We start from the raw sequence: 15,385 nt of genomic DNA, 5'->3' as shown, positions 1-15,385 counted from the left end.
CCCCAGCCTGACCCTCGGCCCCTGCAGCGCGCTCGACACTGGTGGCGGTGGGGGTTTTGCGCCATGCGAAGCCCTCTGGCGGCGTGTCGCCGGCGTGTCGCACCCTTGCATGGCGCAATTCCCCCCGTTTGGTAGCGGCGCGGCCGTGGTTTGCAGTGGTGTGGCGCTCAAATCGCAGACCACCTCGGTGAAAAACACTGAAAACGGGCTGCTAGTGGCGAAGTGGTCTGCGTTGTGGGCACAACGATGTCTGGCATGGTGTGCGTGCTCGCACGTGAACCCGCTATTGCGAGTGTAAACCCGCTCTATCGCACGCAAACCCGCTATTGAGAGCGTGAGCGGGGCTGCCCAGGCTCGTATTAGCGAGTTAACGTGCGCATGAGAGGGACCCGGCTCGTATTAGCGAGTTAACGTGCAAATTGGTAGGACCCGCATAAGGCCGAGTCGCATCGTGAGAGCTGGCCTCGTCGCCGTGGGAGTGAGCATGTGAGGCAGTGGGGCAGTGGGAACGCCCTGCCTGCCCCAACGAGGTCGAGAACCTGCCCCAACGAGGTCGAGAACCTGCCCCAACGAGGTCGAGAACCTGCCCCAACGAGGTCGAGAACCTGCCCCAACGAGGTCGACAACCCGACCCCACGACGCCCGGAACCCACCCGGAACCCACCCGGAACACACCCCGGACCACACCCCGGACCACACCCGGGCAACCCACCCCGCAACGCAAAGCAAAGTCAAAGGAACAGTGTGCACGGGTCAAGGGGGTGACAAGCCTTCATAATGTAAGGAAATGGCGCGTTTGTGCCGGTTGCACGGTAGAATTATTGCGCTGACCACACCACGTTCAACGGAGGGAATAAGGTGGATCTCTACGAGTACCAGGCCCGGCAGATGTTCAAGGAGCACGGCGTGCCCGTGCTCGACTACCGCCTGGCGTCGACCCCCGAAGAGGCGCGCGAGGGCGCGCGCGAGCTGCTCGCGGAGGGTGCGTCGCTGCTGGTTGTCAAGGCTCAGGTGAAGACCGGTGGCCGCGGCAAGGCTGGCGGCGTCAAGCTCGCCCACACCGCCGACGAGGCCTACGAGAAGGCTGAGGCGATCCTCGGCCTCGACATTAAGGGCCATATCGTCAAGAAGGTCATGATCGCTGTCGGCGCGGACATCGCCGCCGAATACTATTTCTCGATCCTGCTGGATCGCTCGAACCGCCGCCACCTGGCGATGTGCTCGCGCGAGGGCGGCATGGATATTGAGACCCTCGCCAAGGAACGCCCTGAGGCGCTCGCCCGCGTCCCGCTGGATCCGGTTGTCGGCATCGACGCCGAGGTTGCCCGACGCATCGCGAAGGAAGCCGGTTTTGACGAGGCCACGGCCGAGGCCATCGCCCCCGTCCTCGAAACCCTGTGGACCGTCTACCGCGACGAGGACGCGACCCTGGTCGAGGTCAACCCGCTCGTCTCCAGCCCTGACGGCTCTGTGTGGGCCGTGGACGGCAAGGTGACTCTCGACGACAACGCCCGCTTCCGTCACCCCGGCCACGCCGAGCTGGTGGACGTGGCCGCGCAGGATCCGCGCGAGGCCGCAGCGAAGGCGGCTGGTCTCAACTACGTGCGCTTGGAGGGCCAGGTCGGCATCATCGGTAACGGCGCGGGCCTCGTCATGTCGACGCTCGACGTGGTCGCGATGGCCGGTGAGGAGTTCGGCGGCATGAAGCCCGCGAACTTCCTGGACATCGGCGGCGGTGCTTCGGCCGAGGTCATGGCCAAGGGCTTGGATATCATCCTCGGCGACGAGCAGGTTCGTTCCGTGTTCGTCAACGTCTTCGGTGGCATCACTGCGTGCGATCAGGTCGCCCGAGGCATCATCGGCGCGCTCGAGACGCTGGGCGATGCGGCCTCGAAGCCGCTCGTCGTGCGTCTCGACGGCAACAAGGTCGAGGAGGGTCGTGCGATTCTTGCCGAGGCCGCGCATCCGCTTGTCCACATGGAAGAAACGATGGACGGCGCGGCCCGGCGTGCGGCCGAGCTCGCAGCCCAGGCCTCGTCGAAGTAACGACCCGAGAATTCCAGGAGAATCATCATGACTATCTTCGTCAACTCTGACACCCGGGTCATTGTCCAGGGCATGACCGGCGCCGAGGGCCGCAAGCACACTCAGCGCATGCTCAGCTCGGGCACGACCATCGTGGGCGGCACGAACCCGCGCAAGGCCGGCACGACCGTCACCTTCGACGTGCAGGGCTACGGCCCGGGCACCGACAAGGTGACCGACGGCCAGGTTGAGATCCCCGTCTTCGGCACGGTCGCCGAGGCCCGCGAGGTCACCGGCGCGAACGCCTCCGTCATCTTCGTGCCCCCGGCCTTCGCGAAGGGCGCCGCCCTCGAGGCCATCGAGGCGGGCATCGAGACGATCGTCCTCATCACCGAGGGCATCCCCGTCCAGGATTCGACCATCGTCGTTGAGCGTGCACTCGAGGCGGGCGTGCGCCTGATCGGCCCGAACTGCCCCGGCATCATCTCGCCCGGACAGGCGAACCTGGGCATCACCCCAGCGGATATCACAGGACCGGGCCGCCTCGGCCTCGTCTCCAAGTCGGGCACGCTGACCTACCAGCTCATGTACGAGCTGCGTGACTTCGGTTTCACGACGTGCCTGGGCATCGGTGGTGACCCGGTCGTGGGCACCACCCACATCGATGCGCTGGCGGCTTTTGAGGCGGACCCCGATACGGATCTCGTCATCATGATCGGCGAGATCGGCGGCGACGCCGAGGAGCGTGCGGCCGCGTGGATCCAGGAGAACATGACGAAGCCCGTCGTTGCCTACATCGCGGGATTCACCGCGCCTGAGGGTAAGACGATGGGTCACGCGGGCGCGATCGTGTCGGGCTCGTCCGGCACGGCTGCCGCGAAGGCGGAGGCGCTCGAGGCCGTGGGCGTGCGCGTGGGTCGCACTCCTTCGCAGACGGCGCAGATCGCTCGAGAGATCCTCTCGCGCTAACGTCACAGCACGAATCGGCCCGGGGTCGGCGCGCAGCGTCGCGGCCCCGGGCCGATTCTGACACTATGGGCCTGTGAGCGAGCGCATCAGAGAAGTACCCAGACCCCGGCGGACTACGACCACGTACGTGGCGGATCGGGCGACGATCCGTGTTGCCGTCCCGCAGGGGTGGGCGCGCGGCGTGATAGCGGGTGTTGAGGCAGCCTTCGCGGGCTGGGCGCTCATCACGGTGTGCGCGATGATCGCCTACCTGACGCTGCGCTCGAATACGTGGATGAATGATACGACGCCGCGCGACGCGCTCGGATTGGGCGGCGACCTGTGGGCGGCTGTCATTGGCGGTACGTCGGTGGTTGGGGGAGTGTATTACCGTGCGATCCCGACGCTGGCGGGCGCGCTGCTGATCGTCCTCGTGCGCCTCCTGCTGCGCAATACGGCTGGTTTCCCGCGCAGTGCGGCGCTGTTTGCTGTGCCCGGTTTTCTGCTGACGTCCTGGCTGCTCGCGGGTACGTCGGGCACTCATGCGCACTGGTGGACGGGCACGATCGGCGGCGTGCTGATCCCGTTGATTGGCTCGGTCTGGTTTGTTGCGTCGAGGTATGCGCGCGATCACGAGGCTCCGACGATGCAGCACTGGATTTCGGGCGGCCTGAAGTTGGGGGGCGTGTCCGTTCTGGTACTCGCGGGCGCGTCGTTCGTTGCGTCGATCGTTGCGCTTGTGGCTGGGTGGAGTCGGATGGCTGGGATCCAGGAGATTCTGGGGGCGGCCTCGGGCGCGGATACGGCGTTTATTGTCGGCGCCCAGCTGGCGTTTGCGCCGACGGTCATGGCGTGGGCGGCTTCGTGGTGGTCGGGTGCGGGTTTCCTGACGGCGACGGATTCGCTGCATTCTCCCGCGGTGGCGGGCACTGGCCCGATCCCGCCCATTCCGCTCCTGGGTGCTGTTCCGGAGACGGCTCCCGGCATGTGGGTGGTTCTCGCGCCGATCGCGCTGGGGGTTGGCCTGGGCATCGTCGCGGCGCGTTCGTTCCGTCGTGAGCACCTGCTGCACCAGACTGCCCAGGGCCTTCTAGCCTCGTTGATCGTCGCGGCCGTGACGGCTCTGTGGATGTGGAGCGCGACGATGAGCATGGGCTCCGTGCGCCTGGCCTTGATGGGCCCGCGCGTGGGGTGGGCGACGCTCGCCCTGGTGCTTGAGATCGCCCTGCCCGCGCTGATTATCGCACTGGCGACACACCCGACGACGCGTGCGCTCCTCGGCGAGGGTGCGGGCCGGGTCCGCAACGAGGGCGAGGCGTTGCGTCGCCGCGCCGCCGAGCGCGCGTCCCGCGTGGGAGCCGCTGCCTCGACGATGGACGAGGCCTGGGCTGAGGCTTCCGACCCCGCTGAGGTGGGCGACACGGAAGCAAGCGCCGACGAGGCTGGGGCTGAGGATCTCGAAGCGGTGGCCGATGGGGGAGAAGCGGACGAGATGCCCGAGGAGACTAGTGAAACGGCCGCCGACGAGGCCGCGGATAGTGCGTCCGCGCAGGCCGAAGGTGACGCGGAAGACCCCGAGACGAAGGCGACGAGGCGCGAGGGCCTGAACTAGACTGGTGGTTGCCGCGACTGGCGAGGGTGGATCACCACCGGGGAGCGGCCGCACTTCCCGCGAGGCGTCGCCCGCCTGGGCGCCTGGGTTTGGTCTCAACCTGGAGGAACTATGTCCGTCTCCCTGGACAACCTGGAACCCATTGACGTGCGCCCCATTAAGCGGGCCCTGATCTCCGTGTATGACAAGACGGGCCTGGAGGATCTCGCTCGCGCGCTTGGCGAGGCCGGCGTGGAGATCGTCTCCACCGGCTCCACGGCAGCCCGCATTGCGGCCGCTGGCGTGGCCGTCACCCCGGTCGACGACGTGACCGGTTTCCCCGAGGTGCTCGAGGGTCGCGTCAAGACCCTGCACCCCTTCATTCATTCCGGCATCCTGGCCGACCAGCGTAAGGCCGCGCACCGCGAGCAGATTGCGCAGCTGGGGATCAAGGCGTTTGACCTGGTCGTGTGCAACCTGTACCCCTTCCAGGACACGGTTGCCTCGGGCGCGTCCTTCGATGAGTGCGTCGAGCAGATTGACATCGGCGGCCCCTCCATGGTGCGCGCCGCCGCGAAGAACCATCCGTCGGTCGCGGTCGTGACCTCGCCGGAGCGTTACGCGGATGTCGCCGAGGCCGCGGCGGGGGAGGGCTTCACCCTTGAGCAGCGCCGCGAGCTGGCTGCCGAGGCCTTCGCGCACACGGCGACCTACGACCTGGCGATCGCCGGTTGGTTTGCCGACGAGCTGGATCTTGAGGACGTGCGCGAGACCCTCGACGAGGCCGCCGAGTCCCACCTGGACGCCTCCGACGCGGCGTTCCTGGAGTCGCTGGGCTACCAGACTGAGGAAGACTACGTGGTGGAGGTCCCCGAGGAGGACGGACAGGCCTCGGGTATGCCCGTGTTTGTGGCCGACGCGTTCGAGCGCGTGGAGTCCCTGCGCTATGGCGAGAACCCGCATCAGGGTGCGGCCGTCTACCGCGAGATCGACGAGTCCTTCGAGGATGAGGAGACCGACGACGAGGCCCTGGCGCCGGGTATCGCGAACGCGCGCCAGCTGCACGGCAAGGCCATGAGCTACAACAACTACACGGATGGTGACGCCGCCCTGCGCGCCGCCTACGATCACGAGCGCCCCTGCGTCGCGATCATCAAGCACGCGAACCCCTGCGGCATCGCGGTGGCTGACGATGTGGCTGAGGCGCACCGCCTCGCGCACGCCTGCGATCCCGTGTCGGCATTCGGTGGCGTGATCGCCGTGAACCGACCGGTGAGCGTGGAGCTGGCCCGCCAGATCGTCCCGATCTTCACCGAGGTCGTGCTGGCGCCCGATTACGAGGAGGGCGCGCTCGAGGTTCTGAGTGCGAAGAAGAACCTGCGCGTCCTGCAGGTCGAGCCCCCGGCTCGCGGCTCGTACGAGTTCAAGCAGATCAGCGGCGGCCTGCTGGTCCAGGAGCGCGACGACATTGACGCGCCCGGCGATTCCCCGGAGAACTGGACGCTCGCGGCCGGCGCTCCCGCCGACGAGGCGACGCTGGCGGACCTGGAGTTCGCGTGGCGCACGGTGCGTGCGGTGCGCTCGAACGCGATCCTGCTGGTCAAGGACGGTGCCTCGGTGGGCGTGGGCATGGGCCAGGTGAACCGCGTGGATTCGTGCAAGCTGGCGGTTGAGCGTGCGAACACGCTGGGTTCGCGTTCGACGGGTGATGCGGCGGCGTCCACCGTGGACAGTGCGGGCGGCGCTCGCGCGTCCGAGGTTGTGGCCGAGGCTCCCGAGCAGCGTTCCATTGGCGCGGTCGCTGCGTCGGATGCGTTCTTCCCCTTCGCGGATGGACTGCAGGTGCTCATCGACGCGGGCGTGAAGGCGGTCGTCCAGCCTGGTGGTTCCGTGCGTGACCAGGAGTCGATTGACGCTGCGAACGCCGCGGGCATCACGATGTACCTGACGGGGACGCGTCACTTCGCGCACTGATCAAACCCGTTCATGGGCTCCAGGGGGCGAGCGCCGGTGTGGCGCTCGCCCCCTGTGATGTGCTCGGGTGTGCTTGACAGGGAGTGGCACACAGCATATCGTTCAAGTATTGAATTAAAGGCCGTTGGCCCAGTTGAAAGGTGTCGTATGACCGCCCTGACCGCTTCCCCCGTCGCCGCGCGCGAGAACCGCGTCCTCGCCGACCGCCTCGGCGGCACGATCGTTCGCGAGATTGCCCTGATCGCCGCGGGTACGATCGCCATGATCGTGCTGGCCCGTATCTCGGTCCCGCTGCCCTTCACGCCTGTGCCCGTCTCGCTCGGCACGCTTGGTGCCCTCTCGGTCGGTGCGACCCTCGGTGCGCGCCGAGGCCTCGTCTCCGTCGCCGCGTACGCCCTCCTCGGCGTTGCGGGCGCCCCGGTCTTCACCGGCACGAACGTCGGCTGGGCCTTCGCGTCCTTCGGCTACATCCTCGGCTACCTCCTCGTCGCCGCGATCGCGGGTCTGGCCGCCCAGCGCGGCGCCGACCGTCGCGTCCTCACGATGGCGCCGACCGCGCTCGTGTCCCTCTTCTCCGTGTACATCCTCGGCCTGGCCTGGATGATCCCGTTTGCGCACATGACGTTTGCGCAGGGCCTGGCCAAGGGCTTCGTGCCCTTTATCATCGGTGACCTGGTCAAGGCCGCCGTGGCCACCGGAGCCTTCCCGGTGCTGCGCTCCATCTTCCGCTGAACCGCGCGCTTCAGCGCGACGCGCGTCGGCCTCGTCCCTCTGTGGGGGCGGGGCCGTCGCCGTATCCGGCGTGCGCAGTGGTGACATGCGTAATGGAGCGCGACGGGGCGCGGCGCGCGCGGGTACCATTGGCAGGGTGAACGCTTCTGACATGCACCCCGTCCTCGTCGTCGACTTCGGCGCGCAGTATGCCCAGCTGATCGCGCGCCGCGTGCGCGAGGCCAACGTCTACTCCGAGATCGTCCCCCACACCATGAGCGTGGCGGACATGCTCGCCAAGGAGCCCGCCGCCATCATCCTGTCCGGCGGCCCGTCCTCCGTGTATGAGGAGGGCGCGCCCTCCGTCGATCCCGCGATCTTCGAGGCCGGTGTGCCCGTCCTGGGCATCTGCTACGGCTTCCAGACCATGGCCCACGCCCTCGGCGGCACCGTCGGTCGCACGGGCACCCGCGAGTACGGACACACCGAAGCCACCGTGGCCGGTGACTCCTGCCTGTTCGACGGCACCCCCGATGACCAGATCGTGTGGATGAGCCACGGCGACGCCGTCCAGGGCGCGCCCGAGGGCTTCACCGTCACGGCCTCCACGGCTGAGACTCCGGTTGCGGCTTTTGAATGCAGCGAGCGTCGCCTGTACGGCCTGCAGTGGCACCCCGAGGTGGGCCACTCCCAGTTCGGCCAGGACGCGCTGAAGAACTTCCTGTACAAGGGTGCTGGCCTGGAGCCCACGTGGACCGCCGGTTCCATCGTGGATGAGCAGGTTGCCAAGATCCGCGAGCAGGTCGGCGACGCGCAGGTCATCTGCGCCCTGTCCGGCGGCGTGGATTCCTCCGTGGCCGCGGCCCTCGTGCACAAGGCTGTCGGCGACCAGCTGACCTGCTTCTTCATCGACCACGGCCTGCTGCGCGCGGGCGAGCGCGAGCAGGTCGAGAACGACTACGCGCGCGGCATGGGCATCCGCGTTATCACGTGCGACGAGTCCGAGCGCTTCCTGTCCGCCCTGTCCGGCGTCGCCGAGCCCGAGGCGAAGCGTAAGATCATCGGCCGCGAGTTCATCCGTTCCTTCGAGGCCGCCCAGAATCAGGTCATCGAGGAGGTTGGCGCCGCCGGTGGCGAGGTGAAGTTCCTCGTCCAGGGCACCCTGTACCCCGACGTCGTCGAGTCTGGCGGCGGCGAGGGCGCGGCCAATATTAAGAGCCACCACAACGTGGGCGGCCTGCCCGAGGACATGACCTTCGAGCTGGTCGAGCCCCTGCGTACCCTGTTCAAGGACGAGGTGCGTGCGGTCGGCCGCGAGCTGGGCCTGCCCGACTACCTGGTGAACCGTCAGCCCTTCCCGGGTCCCGGCCTGGGCATCCGCATCATTGGCGAGGTCACGCGCGAGCGCCTGGACATCCTGCGCGCCGCTGATCTGATCGCCCGCGAGGAGCTCACGGCGGCCGGACTGGATCAGGAGATCTGGCAGTGCCCGGTTGTCCTGCTCGCCGACGTTCGTTCCGTGGGCGTCCAGGGTGACGGACGCACCTACGGCCACCCGATCGTGCTGCGCCCCGTGTCCTCCGAGGATGCGATGACGGCCGACTGGACGCGCCTGCCCTACGACGTCCTGGCCCGCATCTCGACCCGCATCACCAACTCGGTGCCCGAGGTCAACCGCGTCGTCCTCGACGTGACCTCCAAGCCCCCGGCCACCATCGAGTGGGAGTAGAGTAAGTTTCTATTATAAAACTGTTGAAAATACGGCGTTTCGGCATTTTGCCGAAGCAAAAAACTTTTAGTGATACTATTTTGATGCTAAAGGTAAGAAAAGTAGGTCTGAAAGGGAGTTGTTGAATTGAGCGAGTTTTACGAACGATACTTATTGAAATGGCAATAAGGTAGACAAATTGCCTAGAAAGCCTCCCATTATTTAGGTGGGAGGCTTTCGCAGAAATAGTGGGTAAGAAATTTGAAGTTGTGTAGGTGGTGAATATGATATTTCATGAATTTGGTGATAAGAATTTTCCACATATATTATTGATACATGGTGGAGGTAGTTCCTGGTGGAATTATCTTCGGCAGGCTCAAATGTTATCCGATAAATACCATGTAATTTTACCAACACTTAATGGTCATGGAGAAGAATATCAAAAAGATTACATTTCAACTGAAGATTCTGCACTGCAAATTATGGATTATGTAAAGAATAATTGTGATGGAAAATTGTTTGCTGTGGGCGGTGTTTCTCTGGGTGGTCAAATTGCAATTGAGTTATTGTCATTAGATAGTGGTGTAGCTCAAAAAGCAATAATAGATGGGAGTATTTGTATTCCTCAACGCAAACTAGCAAGAATTAGTATAGTAATTGTAAAGGTATTTGGAAAACTTATGTTTAGCAAAGTGGCATGCAAAAGCCAGTTGAGTCTAATGAAAAGAATGTATCCCAATATGGCTTATTCAGAAGAAATAGAAAATTACTATATGGAGGATATGCCAAGGATTCCTATTAAAACATTAGTTACTATGTACCAAACATATATGGGAAGATATGCACTTAAAAACGCTATTGCAGAAAGTAAAGCGCAGGTTTTATATATTTATGGCGAAAAAGAAATGAGTTGCGTTAAGGAGTCGGCTGAGTTATTTAAGAAAATGCATCCCAATTGTACACTATATGAAGCTAAAGGTTATAATCATGGGTATCTATCAGCTTATCTACCTTTAGAGTGGATGGCTCTGGTTAATCCATTTTTGGAAAAGGATATTTGTTAATAAAGCCTAAAGCTAAATTATAAAGTTGGCGGTCTCATTGGGTGTCAGCAATTATCGTGTAGCGATGATGCTTATGGAGGCTGGTTGTGGGTCGTCGTCGGATGCTTGGTGTCCAGGACCGCACGGCGATCATGGCAGGGCTGGAGGCGGGTTTGTCCCAGGCGCGTATTGCTCGCTTGATTGGGCATAGTCCTTCGGTGGTGTGCCGTGAGATCGCCCGCCATGCCGGCCCTGATGGGGCGTATTGAGCCGAGGGGCCCGTCCTGTGTGCGGGCGAGAACGAGGACCGGGCGAAACTTGTAGCTATGGTCATCGAAGTTAAAGCGTGCGTGCCAGATCTCCCACGGAGCGGGCGCCGCCTCACTCGTCGTCATCCCAGTCTCCCGGGAGCCGCGCGACTCCATTCGCATCCATGCTCGGGCGATAGGCGTAGCGCTCGAGTCCGTCAAACGTGGGAGTCTCGGGGCGCATGTCGAAGGGGAGGCCGCCGACCTCAATCGACTTGGCCAGGAAGATGTTGATCGCGTCCGACAGGCTAATTCCCCAGCGTGCGTAGACAGCTGCGGCGTCGGCCTTGATCTGTGCGGTCGTGCGGGTTTTCACCTCGGCGGTGCGGGTCATCGTTGGCATGGTCGCTCCTTTCGCTATCCATATTTTAGTCCCAGACCGGCACCAATGTGGGGTCGCTGTGGGGCGGCATTGACTAGTGCTATGCAGTGATCTGTTGATCTGAGGCCAGATTCTGGCCATAATTATGGCTAGAAGTGAAAGGGGTAGCATGTCGACACTAACTATGGGACTTGCCGAGGCGAAGAATAATTTTTCGCGGGTGACAGCAGAGGTGAACAGGACGGGGAAGCCTGTCACGATCCTCAAGAACAACAGGCCTTGGGTCGTCATTCAGCCTGCGCAGCAGTACGAGAGCGCCGTCGATGTCGCTGTCGATTTCATGGATGCCTACGCGGACGTGTTTGAAGAGCTCGCGAAGTGAACGCTTTCGCGTTTTCCCGGGACGATGTGTGTGCCATCCATTCGGCTGCGATCACTCGCTTCGGTGGTTTGGATGGTGTGCGAGACGAGGGGATGCTGGCCTCGGCTCTCGCCCAGCCGTTCCAGACGTTTGGGGGCGAGGAGCTCTACCCCAGTGCAGTTGAGAAAGCGTGTCGGTATGCAGTTGGGATCATTTCGGGGCATCCCTTCCTGGATGGAAACAAGCGAACTGGCGCAGCTCTGTTAGGCACGTATCTCAGGATGTGTGGTGTTGGTTTTGCGCCCGATCATGCGGCGTTTCTTTCGGCCATGCTGGGTGTAGCTGATGGGTCTATGAGTTATGAGGAACTCGTGGACTGGGTGAGGATCAACGTGGGGTAATCGCCTTCGGGTTTTGTGTTGGTGATTCAGTGGCGGAGTATTCCGTGGAGTAGGTTTGTCGTAGCGAAGCGGCAGCGCTGGATCAAGGAGGATGGCACGTGGATCTGCTCGAATACATGCGCTCGCAAAACAACGTGACGCAGGCCGAATGGGAGCGCACGTTTGAGGACGAGGCCGGGGAGATCGTCGTCCTGCTCGCCGGAAGCAGCGGGGCCGCAAAAAGGAACGGCTTCTGGGAGTCCGCGCACTCGTACCTGGCGTACGTGGACTGTGAGACCGGCACCCTGTGCGCGGATGATGGTCGGCTGGTCTACCCCGTGAGCGATGAGGAATATGCTGCTGGTGGCATCTTGGGTCGCTTCCGCGACGAGGAGATCTACCGCGTTGCGGCGCGCAAGAAGATCTCGCACGAGCTCCCCGAGGGCATGAGCGCCTCCTCGCAGAACCGTCTCCTGGTCGTGGAGGTCCTCGAAGAGAATCCTCCGTGCCCCGCTTTGGAAGAGGTGCTGGCCGAATACCGCAGGCCGGTAGTCCTCAACGACCAGGAGTTGGGTGAGCTTACTCTCGACAAGGACTACGACACGTTCGAGGGAGGCATTTCGTGGCGGGGTGAGGACATCGACATCTCGCTGGAGGTTGATTCGTCCAGCGAAGACACCTGGACTGCTGCCGTGGCCGCCATGAAGCAGATGATGACCGATCAGGACCGGTGGGATCGCGACATGCGAGCGTTCGCCGCGCGGGAGCTCACCGAACTCGCGTGCGACTGGCGCGAATCCGCCGACGAGGACGTCCCCGAGATCACCGAAGAGAGCTTCGCACAGCGGATCGAACTCACGAGCATCGCGATGGATCCGGAGGGTTCATTTTCCACATACTTCGATGATGATGAGATGTTCTTCGGCCACTGCGTCGTGGTGTACGGAACCCTGGAGGACGGGGTCTCGTCAGCGGTGATGGCAGGTTAAGCCTCCTGAGCGCTGGTCGGAGTGACGCTATCGAGTCGACGGAGGAGTAGGTAGAGCCTGATTGAGGAGATTAGGTCGGAGATGGGGAGGGCATGCCCTTGCTTGTACTTTTTCGCCGTTTCGGGGGAGATGAGTTGCTCCTCTCGCGCGCGGCTGATCGCCGCGAACCCGTGGGATGACGCAACGATCATGATGCCGTATGCCCCCAGGAGTGCAAAGGGGAGGATGAATGCCTGAGGGCCGGGGCCACCTGGGGCGAACAGATAAGCCCCCACGAAAAGTGTCAACAGGGACATGACAAGGAAGAAAGGGAGGAGGCTAAGTTTGATGACGAGGCCCCAGAACGCCAGATCGCGGGGCCTGCGCCTGTCGCGAGAGATTTGCGTGCAGATGACAGTGGCCGCAGCGCAGACGAGCATCACGAGAGGCCAGACGTCGATTCGGAGCGTCGGGTAGGGAGGGTAGAACGCCATGGTAAAAGGCCCGCCCGCGTAGGCCGTCGCGACAAAACAGAAAGAGGCTGCGAGGGAAACGATTCTGGACATGTTGGAACCCCTTGTCGATCATCGTTGACTGGACCCGAATATAGCAGCTCCTCACGCGCGAAGACTTTGATTTCGGTCGGTGGGTGAACGCTCCTAGCGTCTCGTCTGCGCTCGGGGGCGGCGACAGTGGTCGTCGGCTGGGTTGTGTCGAAATATGTGATGTAGTGGTCGGACGCGGGAGGGTCGTGGCCGCGAATATATTTGTATATGCCTGGCAGGGTTCGTCCAGTATTGCAACCGAGCATGTGTTGTCTATGCTGTGTGTCAGCTCTTGTTGCCGCTGGTGTTAACAAGGGTGTTCGAGCGTCTACATTTGCTACGCGCAAGCAAGAGGGGGAGCGCATGTCCATCGTTCCAGTTTATCGATACGCTTCATATAAGGAGTATAAAGCGAAGAATAGTATCGGCAGCTCTTATGTCAGTGCCACTTGCTCCATGGCTGACATCGTGAGATATTCGCTCGATAACGGAGATTTCGAGGGTCATGTCGTCACTTCACTATGGGGACAAATGTTCTACCGCTCAATTCCGCTATTTGCTCTCACTCCTGATATGACGTCGCGACGCTTTTTGGCGACCGATGACTATCGCCATGCTGAAGCTAGCTATAAAGGGGCCGTGTCATTCTATCTGGGCATGATTGGAGCGCGGCTTGTGTTTGAAGAATTCTTAGGGGGGAATAAGAGAAACTATCAATTGCTCCACGCGGGAGATAGTAAGTATTTCAGTCTTACGACATCTAACGGCCAGCGCAAGCCTGACTATGTTGCGATCAATGATCGAGGGGTTCCGTATGCGCTTGTGGAGGCGAAGGGAACGTCAGGGGCGAGGGTTCATTGGAAGCGTGTGAAGGAAGCAAAGGATCAGCTGCAGCTTGCTTCAGTAACAACCCTGAATGGTGCAGGGCATCCCTTGTGCGTGACGCCAGGAGCTGAGTTACAGAAACATGTGGTTGCATCAAGTTTCACTCGTGGTGTGGCGTCGAAGGGAAGCTTCTGGGAGTTGTGCGACGTGGATCCTGAAGGTGTTGGAGAGGGGGAACTGACTATTCAGTTAGATGGGGCCATTTATGCACATTACTTGCCGATGGTGCAACGGCTTTCCCTCGGCCATTCCCCCGATCCTTCTTACGGCAAAATGACGGAAGAATGCATCAATAATGTTGATTGTGAGCTTATCGAAATCAGTAAAGGTGTATCCGTGGGCTTAGTGAAAGGTCTTCGTGAGGTCATTGGCGATCAAGGAAATGTTGATGATTGCTTCCACCGTGTATCAGAGTTCTTCCGCTCAATGGAGGGGTTTCAAGGCTGGAGTGAGGGTGAGAATGTGTCAATGGGTGGAGATGGTGTCGTGGTCGTCCTGAGCGATGACTATGTCCAGGCTTTCGGCATGGAAGCGGATCGGGCTTCGGGGGTGTCGTGAGCGGACGCAGCCCTGGCCTGGCCCATTGTCAGGGGATGGGCGAGGGCTGCGTTCCGAGGCAAGGTATCGTTGTTGCTTGGCTCGAGCAAATGTCGGAGGCAATCGTGCTCACGCCCGCCGCGCACTTCCACGCAGGTAGAGGATTAGGGCGATCATGCTCGCCCCGATCAGGGCCGCGCCGAAGGTGGTGTTCGGGGAATGGGATTACTTCTGGCCCTCCACGTCGGGCACGTATGCGAGGAAGCCCGCCAGGACCTCGTCGTTGTGCTCGAAGAACGGCTTCCCCTTGTCGAGGGAATCGATCTGGGCCATGTCCTCGTCGGTCAGCGCAAAGTCGAACAGGTCGATGTTCTGAGCGATGTGCGATGGCGTCTTCGAGCCCGGGATGACGATGTGTCCCTGCTGGATGTGCCAGCGCAGCAGTACCTGGGCGGGGGACTTGCCGTGCTTCTCGGCGAGGGCCTGGACCAGCGGTTCGGTCATGATCGAGTCGTTGCCGCGTCCGCCCAGCGGGTACCACGCCTGCAGTGCGATGTTGTGCTCCTTGAGGAGTTCCTTGAGCTCCGTCTGCGGGAAGTAGGGGTGGCACTCGACCTGGTTGATCGCGGGGACAACCTCGCACTCGTCGAGGATGCGCTGCGTTTGCGCGACATTGAAGTTCGACAGGCCGATCGCGCGAATCTTGCCTTCCTGGTGCGCCTTCTCCAGGATGCGGTACCCCGCGACCGTGTCGCCGGCGGGCTGGTGCAGGATCATCAGGTCGATGTAGTCCGTGCCCAGGCGCTCGAGCGTCTCATCGACGGCGGTGGGACGTTCGAAGAACGACGGCCAGAGCTTCGTCTCGAGGAAGATCTCCTCGCGCGCCTTCGAGGATGCGCGCATTCCGCGCCCTACGGCGCGCTCGTTCACGTAGACGTTCGCCGTGTCGATGAGCGTGTAGCCGTTGTCGAGGGCGTAGGTCACCGCCGACTGGGCGTCGTCCGGCTTCAGCAGGTAAGTGCCGAGGCCGACCTGGGGGATGGTGACGCCGTTGTTCAGGGTGATGTGGTCCATGCGAA

The 15,385-nt window shown here is 62.2% G+C and carries 14 protein-coding genes, 1 pseudogene and 1 riboswitch; of the genes and pseudogenes, 12 read left to right on the top strand and 3 right to left on the bottom strand.

Going from position 1 to position 15,385, the window contains the following annotated elements; translation table 11 throughout:
• Positions 1–858: 858 nt before the first annotated feature.
• The 8 genes and pseudogenes from sucC to O3684_RS04460 form a co-directional block, all read left to right on the top strand.
• On the top strand, positions 859–2,046 hold the full coding sequence (gene sucC / locus O3684_RS04495) for an ADP-forming succinate--CoA ligase subunit beta (RefSeq protein WP_500062569.1): 1,188 nt from the start codon (positions 859–861) through the stop codon (positions 2,044–2,046).
• 27 nt (positions 2,047–2,073) lie between these two features.
• Positions 2,074–2,994: a succinate--CoA ligase subunit alpha gene (sucD, locus tag O3684_RS04490; RefSeq protein WP_500065301.1), complete on the top strand. Its 921-nt coding sequence runs from the start codon at positions 2,074–2,076 to the stop codon at positions 2,992–2,994.
• A 127-nt stretch (positions 2,995–3,121) separates the two neighbouring features.
• Positions 3,122–4,585 (top strand): cell division protein PerM, encoded by a 1,464-nt coding sequence (locus tag O3684_RS04485; protein ID WP_500065300.1) that lies wholly within the window; start codon positions 3,122–3,124, stop codon positions 4,583–4,585.
• Positions 4,586–4,588: 3 nt separating this feature from the next.
• Positions 4,589–4,673, top strand: a riboswitch (ZMP/ZTP riboswitch).
• A 23-nt stretch (positions 4,674–4,696) separates the two neighbouring features.
• Positions 4,697–6,538: a bifunctional phosphoribosylaminoimidazolecarboxamide formyltransferase/IMP cyclohydrolase gene (gene purH, locus O3684_RS04480; protein ID WP_500065298.1), complete on the top strand. Its 1,842-nt coding sequence runs from the start codon at positions 4,697–4,699 to the stop codon at positions 6,536–6,538.
• 147 nt (positions 6,539–6,685) lie between these two features.
• Positions 6,686–7,270, top strand: a complete 585-nt coding sequence (locus O3684_RS04475; protein ID WP_500065297.1) for a biotin transporter BioY — start codon at positions 6,686–6,688, stop codon at positions 7,268–7,270.
• 151 nt (positions 7,271–7,421) lie between these two features.
• Entirely contained in the window at positions 7,422–8,978 is a 1,557-nt protein-coding gene (guaA, locus tag O3684_RS04470; protein WP_500065306.1) for a glutamine-hydrolyzing GMP synthase, read from the top strand.
• Positions 8,979–9,241: 263 nt separating this feature from the next.
• Complete coding sequence (locus O3684_RS04465; protein WP_500065295.1) at positions 9,242–10,021, top strand: alpha/beta fold hydrolase; 780 nt, start codon at positions 9,242–9,244, stop codon at positions 10,019–10,021.
• 86 nt (positions 10,022–10,107) lie between these two features.
• Positions 10,108–10,266: pseudogene (locus O3684_RS04460) on the top strand (helix-turn-helix domain-containing protein); the annotation flags it as partial.
• Between the two features lie 115 nt (positions 10,267–10,381).
• On the opposite strand, the gene O3684_RS04455 reads toward O3684_RS04460, so the two are convergent.
• The gene (locus O3684_RS04455; RefSeq protein ID WP_500065293.1) at positions 10,382–10,651 is read right to left on the bottom strand and encodes a type II toxin-antitoxin system RelB/DinJ family antitoxin; all 270 of its coding nucleotides are present in this window, start codon (positions 10,649–10,651) and stop codon (positions 10,382–10,384) included.
• A 148-nt stretch (positions 10,652–10,799) separates the two neighbouring features.
• Between O3684_RS04455 and O3684_RS04450 the strand changes: the two genes are divergently transcribed.
• From O3684_RS04450 to O3684_RS04440, 3 genes are all read left to right on the top strand, one after another.
• Positions 10,800–11,012 (top strand): type II toxin-antitoxin system Phd/YefM family antitoxin, encoded by a 213-nt coding sequence (locus O3684_RS04450; protein ID WP_500065291.1) that lies wholly within the window; start codon positions 10,800–10,802, stop codon positions 11,010–11,012.
• On the top strand, positions 11,009–11,392 hold the full coding sequence (locus O3684_RS04445) for a type II toxin-antitoxin system death-on-curing family toxin (RefSeq protein WP_500065290.1): 384 nt from the start codon (positions 11,009–11,011) through the stop codon (positions 11,390–11,392). Before O3684_RS04450 ends, O3684_RS04445 begins: the two co-directional genes overlap by 4 nt.
• Positions 11,393–11,490: 98 nt before the next feature.
• Positions 11,491–12,360, top strand: a complete 870-nt coding sequence (locus tag O3684_RS04440) for a DUF2262 domain-containing protein (RefSeq protein WP_500065289.1) — start codon at positions 11,491–11,493, stop codon at positions 12,358–12,360.
• On the opposite strand, the gene O3684_RS04435 is transcribed toward O3684_RS04440, so the two are convergent.
• Positions 12,357–12,905 (bottom strand): hypothetical protein, encoded by a 549-nt coding sequence (locus O3684_RS04435; RefSeq protein ID WP_500065288.1) that lies wholly within the window; start codon positions 12,903–12,905, stop codon positions 12,357–12,359. The genes O3684_RS04440 and O3684_RS04435 overlap by 4 nt on opposite strands.
• Positions 12,906–13,340: 435 nt before the next feature.
• Between O3684_RS04435 and O3684_RS04430 the strand changes: the two genes are divergently transcribed.
• On the top strand, positions 13,341–14,327 hold the full coding sequence (locus O3684_RS04430) for a hypothetical protein (RefSeq protein ID WP_500065287.1): 987 nt from the start codon (positions 13,341–13,343) through the stop codon (positions 14,325–14,327).
• A 204-nt stretch (positions 14,328–14,531) separates the two neighbouring features.
• Here O3684_RS04430 and O3684_RS04425 read toward each other — a convergent pair whose 3' ends face one another.
• Positions 14,532–15,380 carry an aldo/keto reductase gene (locus O3684_RS04425; protein WP_500065285.1) on the bottom strand — a complete coding sequence of 283 codons (849 nt, stop codon included), beginning with the start codon at positions 15,378–15,380 and terminating at the stop codon, positions 14,532–14,534.
• Between the last annotated feature and the right edge of the window lie 5 nt (positions 15,381–15,385).

It is taken from the genome of Pauljensenia sp. 20925_1_27 (assembly GCF_041432835.1).
In the GTDB taxonomy this organism is placed as follows: Bacteria; Actinomycetota; Actinomycetes; order Actinomycetales; family Actinomycetaceae; genus Pauljensenia.
The sequence above is the reverse complement of the archived record's forward strand: the minus strand, read 5'-3'. Positions and strand labels throughout refer to the sequence as shown.

Coding starts and splice junctions, on each gene's coding strand:
- sucD (WP_500065301.1), top strand. CDS start 2,074: ATGACTATCTTCGTCAACTCTGACACCCGGGTCATTGTCCAGGGCATG.
- purH (WP_500065298.1), top strand. CDS start 4,697: ATGTCCGTCTCCCTGGACAACCTGGAACCCATTGACGTGCGCCCCATT.
- O3684_RS04475 (WP_500065297.1), top strand. CDS start 6,686: ATGACCGCCCTGACCGCTTCCCCCGTCGCCGCGCGCGAGAACCGCGTC.
- guaA (WP_500065306.1), top strand. CDS start 7,422: ATGCACCCCGTCCTCGTCGTCGACTTCGGCGCGCAGTATGCCCAGCTG.
- O3684_RS04465 (WP_500065295.1), top strand. CDS start 9,242: ATGATATTTCATGAATTTGGTGATAAGAATTTTCCACATATATTATTG.
- O3684_RS04455 (WP_500065293.1), bottom strand. CDS start 10,651: ATGCCAACGATGACCCGCACCGCCGAGGTGAAAACCCGCACGACCGCA.
- O3684_RS04450 (WP_500065291.1), top strand. CDS start 10,800: ATGTCGACACTAACTATGGGACTTGCCGAGGCGAAGAATAATTTTTCG.
- O3684_RS04435 (WP_500065288.1), bottom strand. CDS start 12,905: ATGTCCAGAATCGTTTCCCTCGCAGCCTCTTTCTGTTTTGTCGCGACG.
- O3684_RS04430 (WP_500065287.1), top strand. CDS start 13,341: ATGGCTGACATCGTGAGATATTCGCTCGATAACGGAGATTTCGAGGGT.
- O3684_RS04425 (WP_500065285.1), bottom strand. CDS start 15,380: ATGGACCACATCACCCTGAACAACGGCGTCACCATCCCCCAGGTCGGC.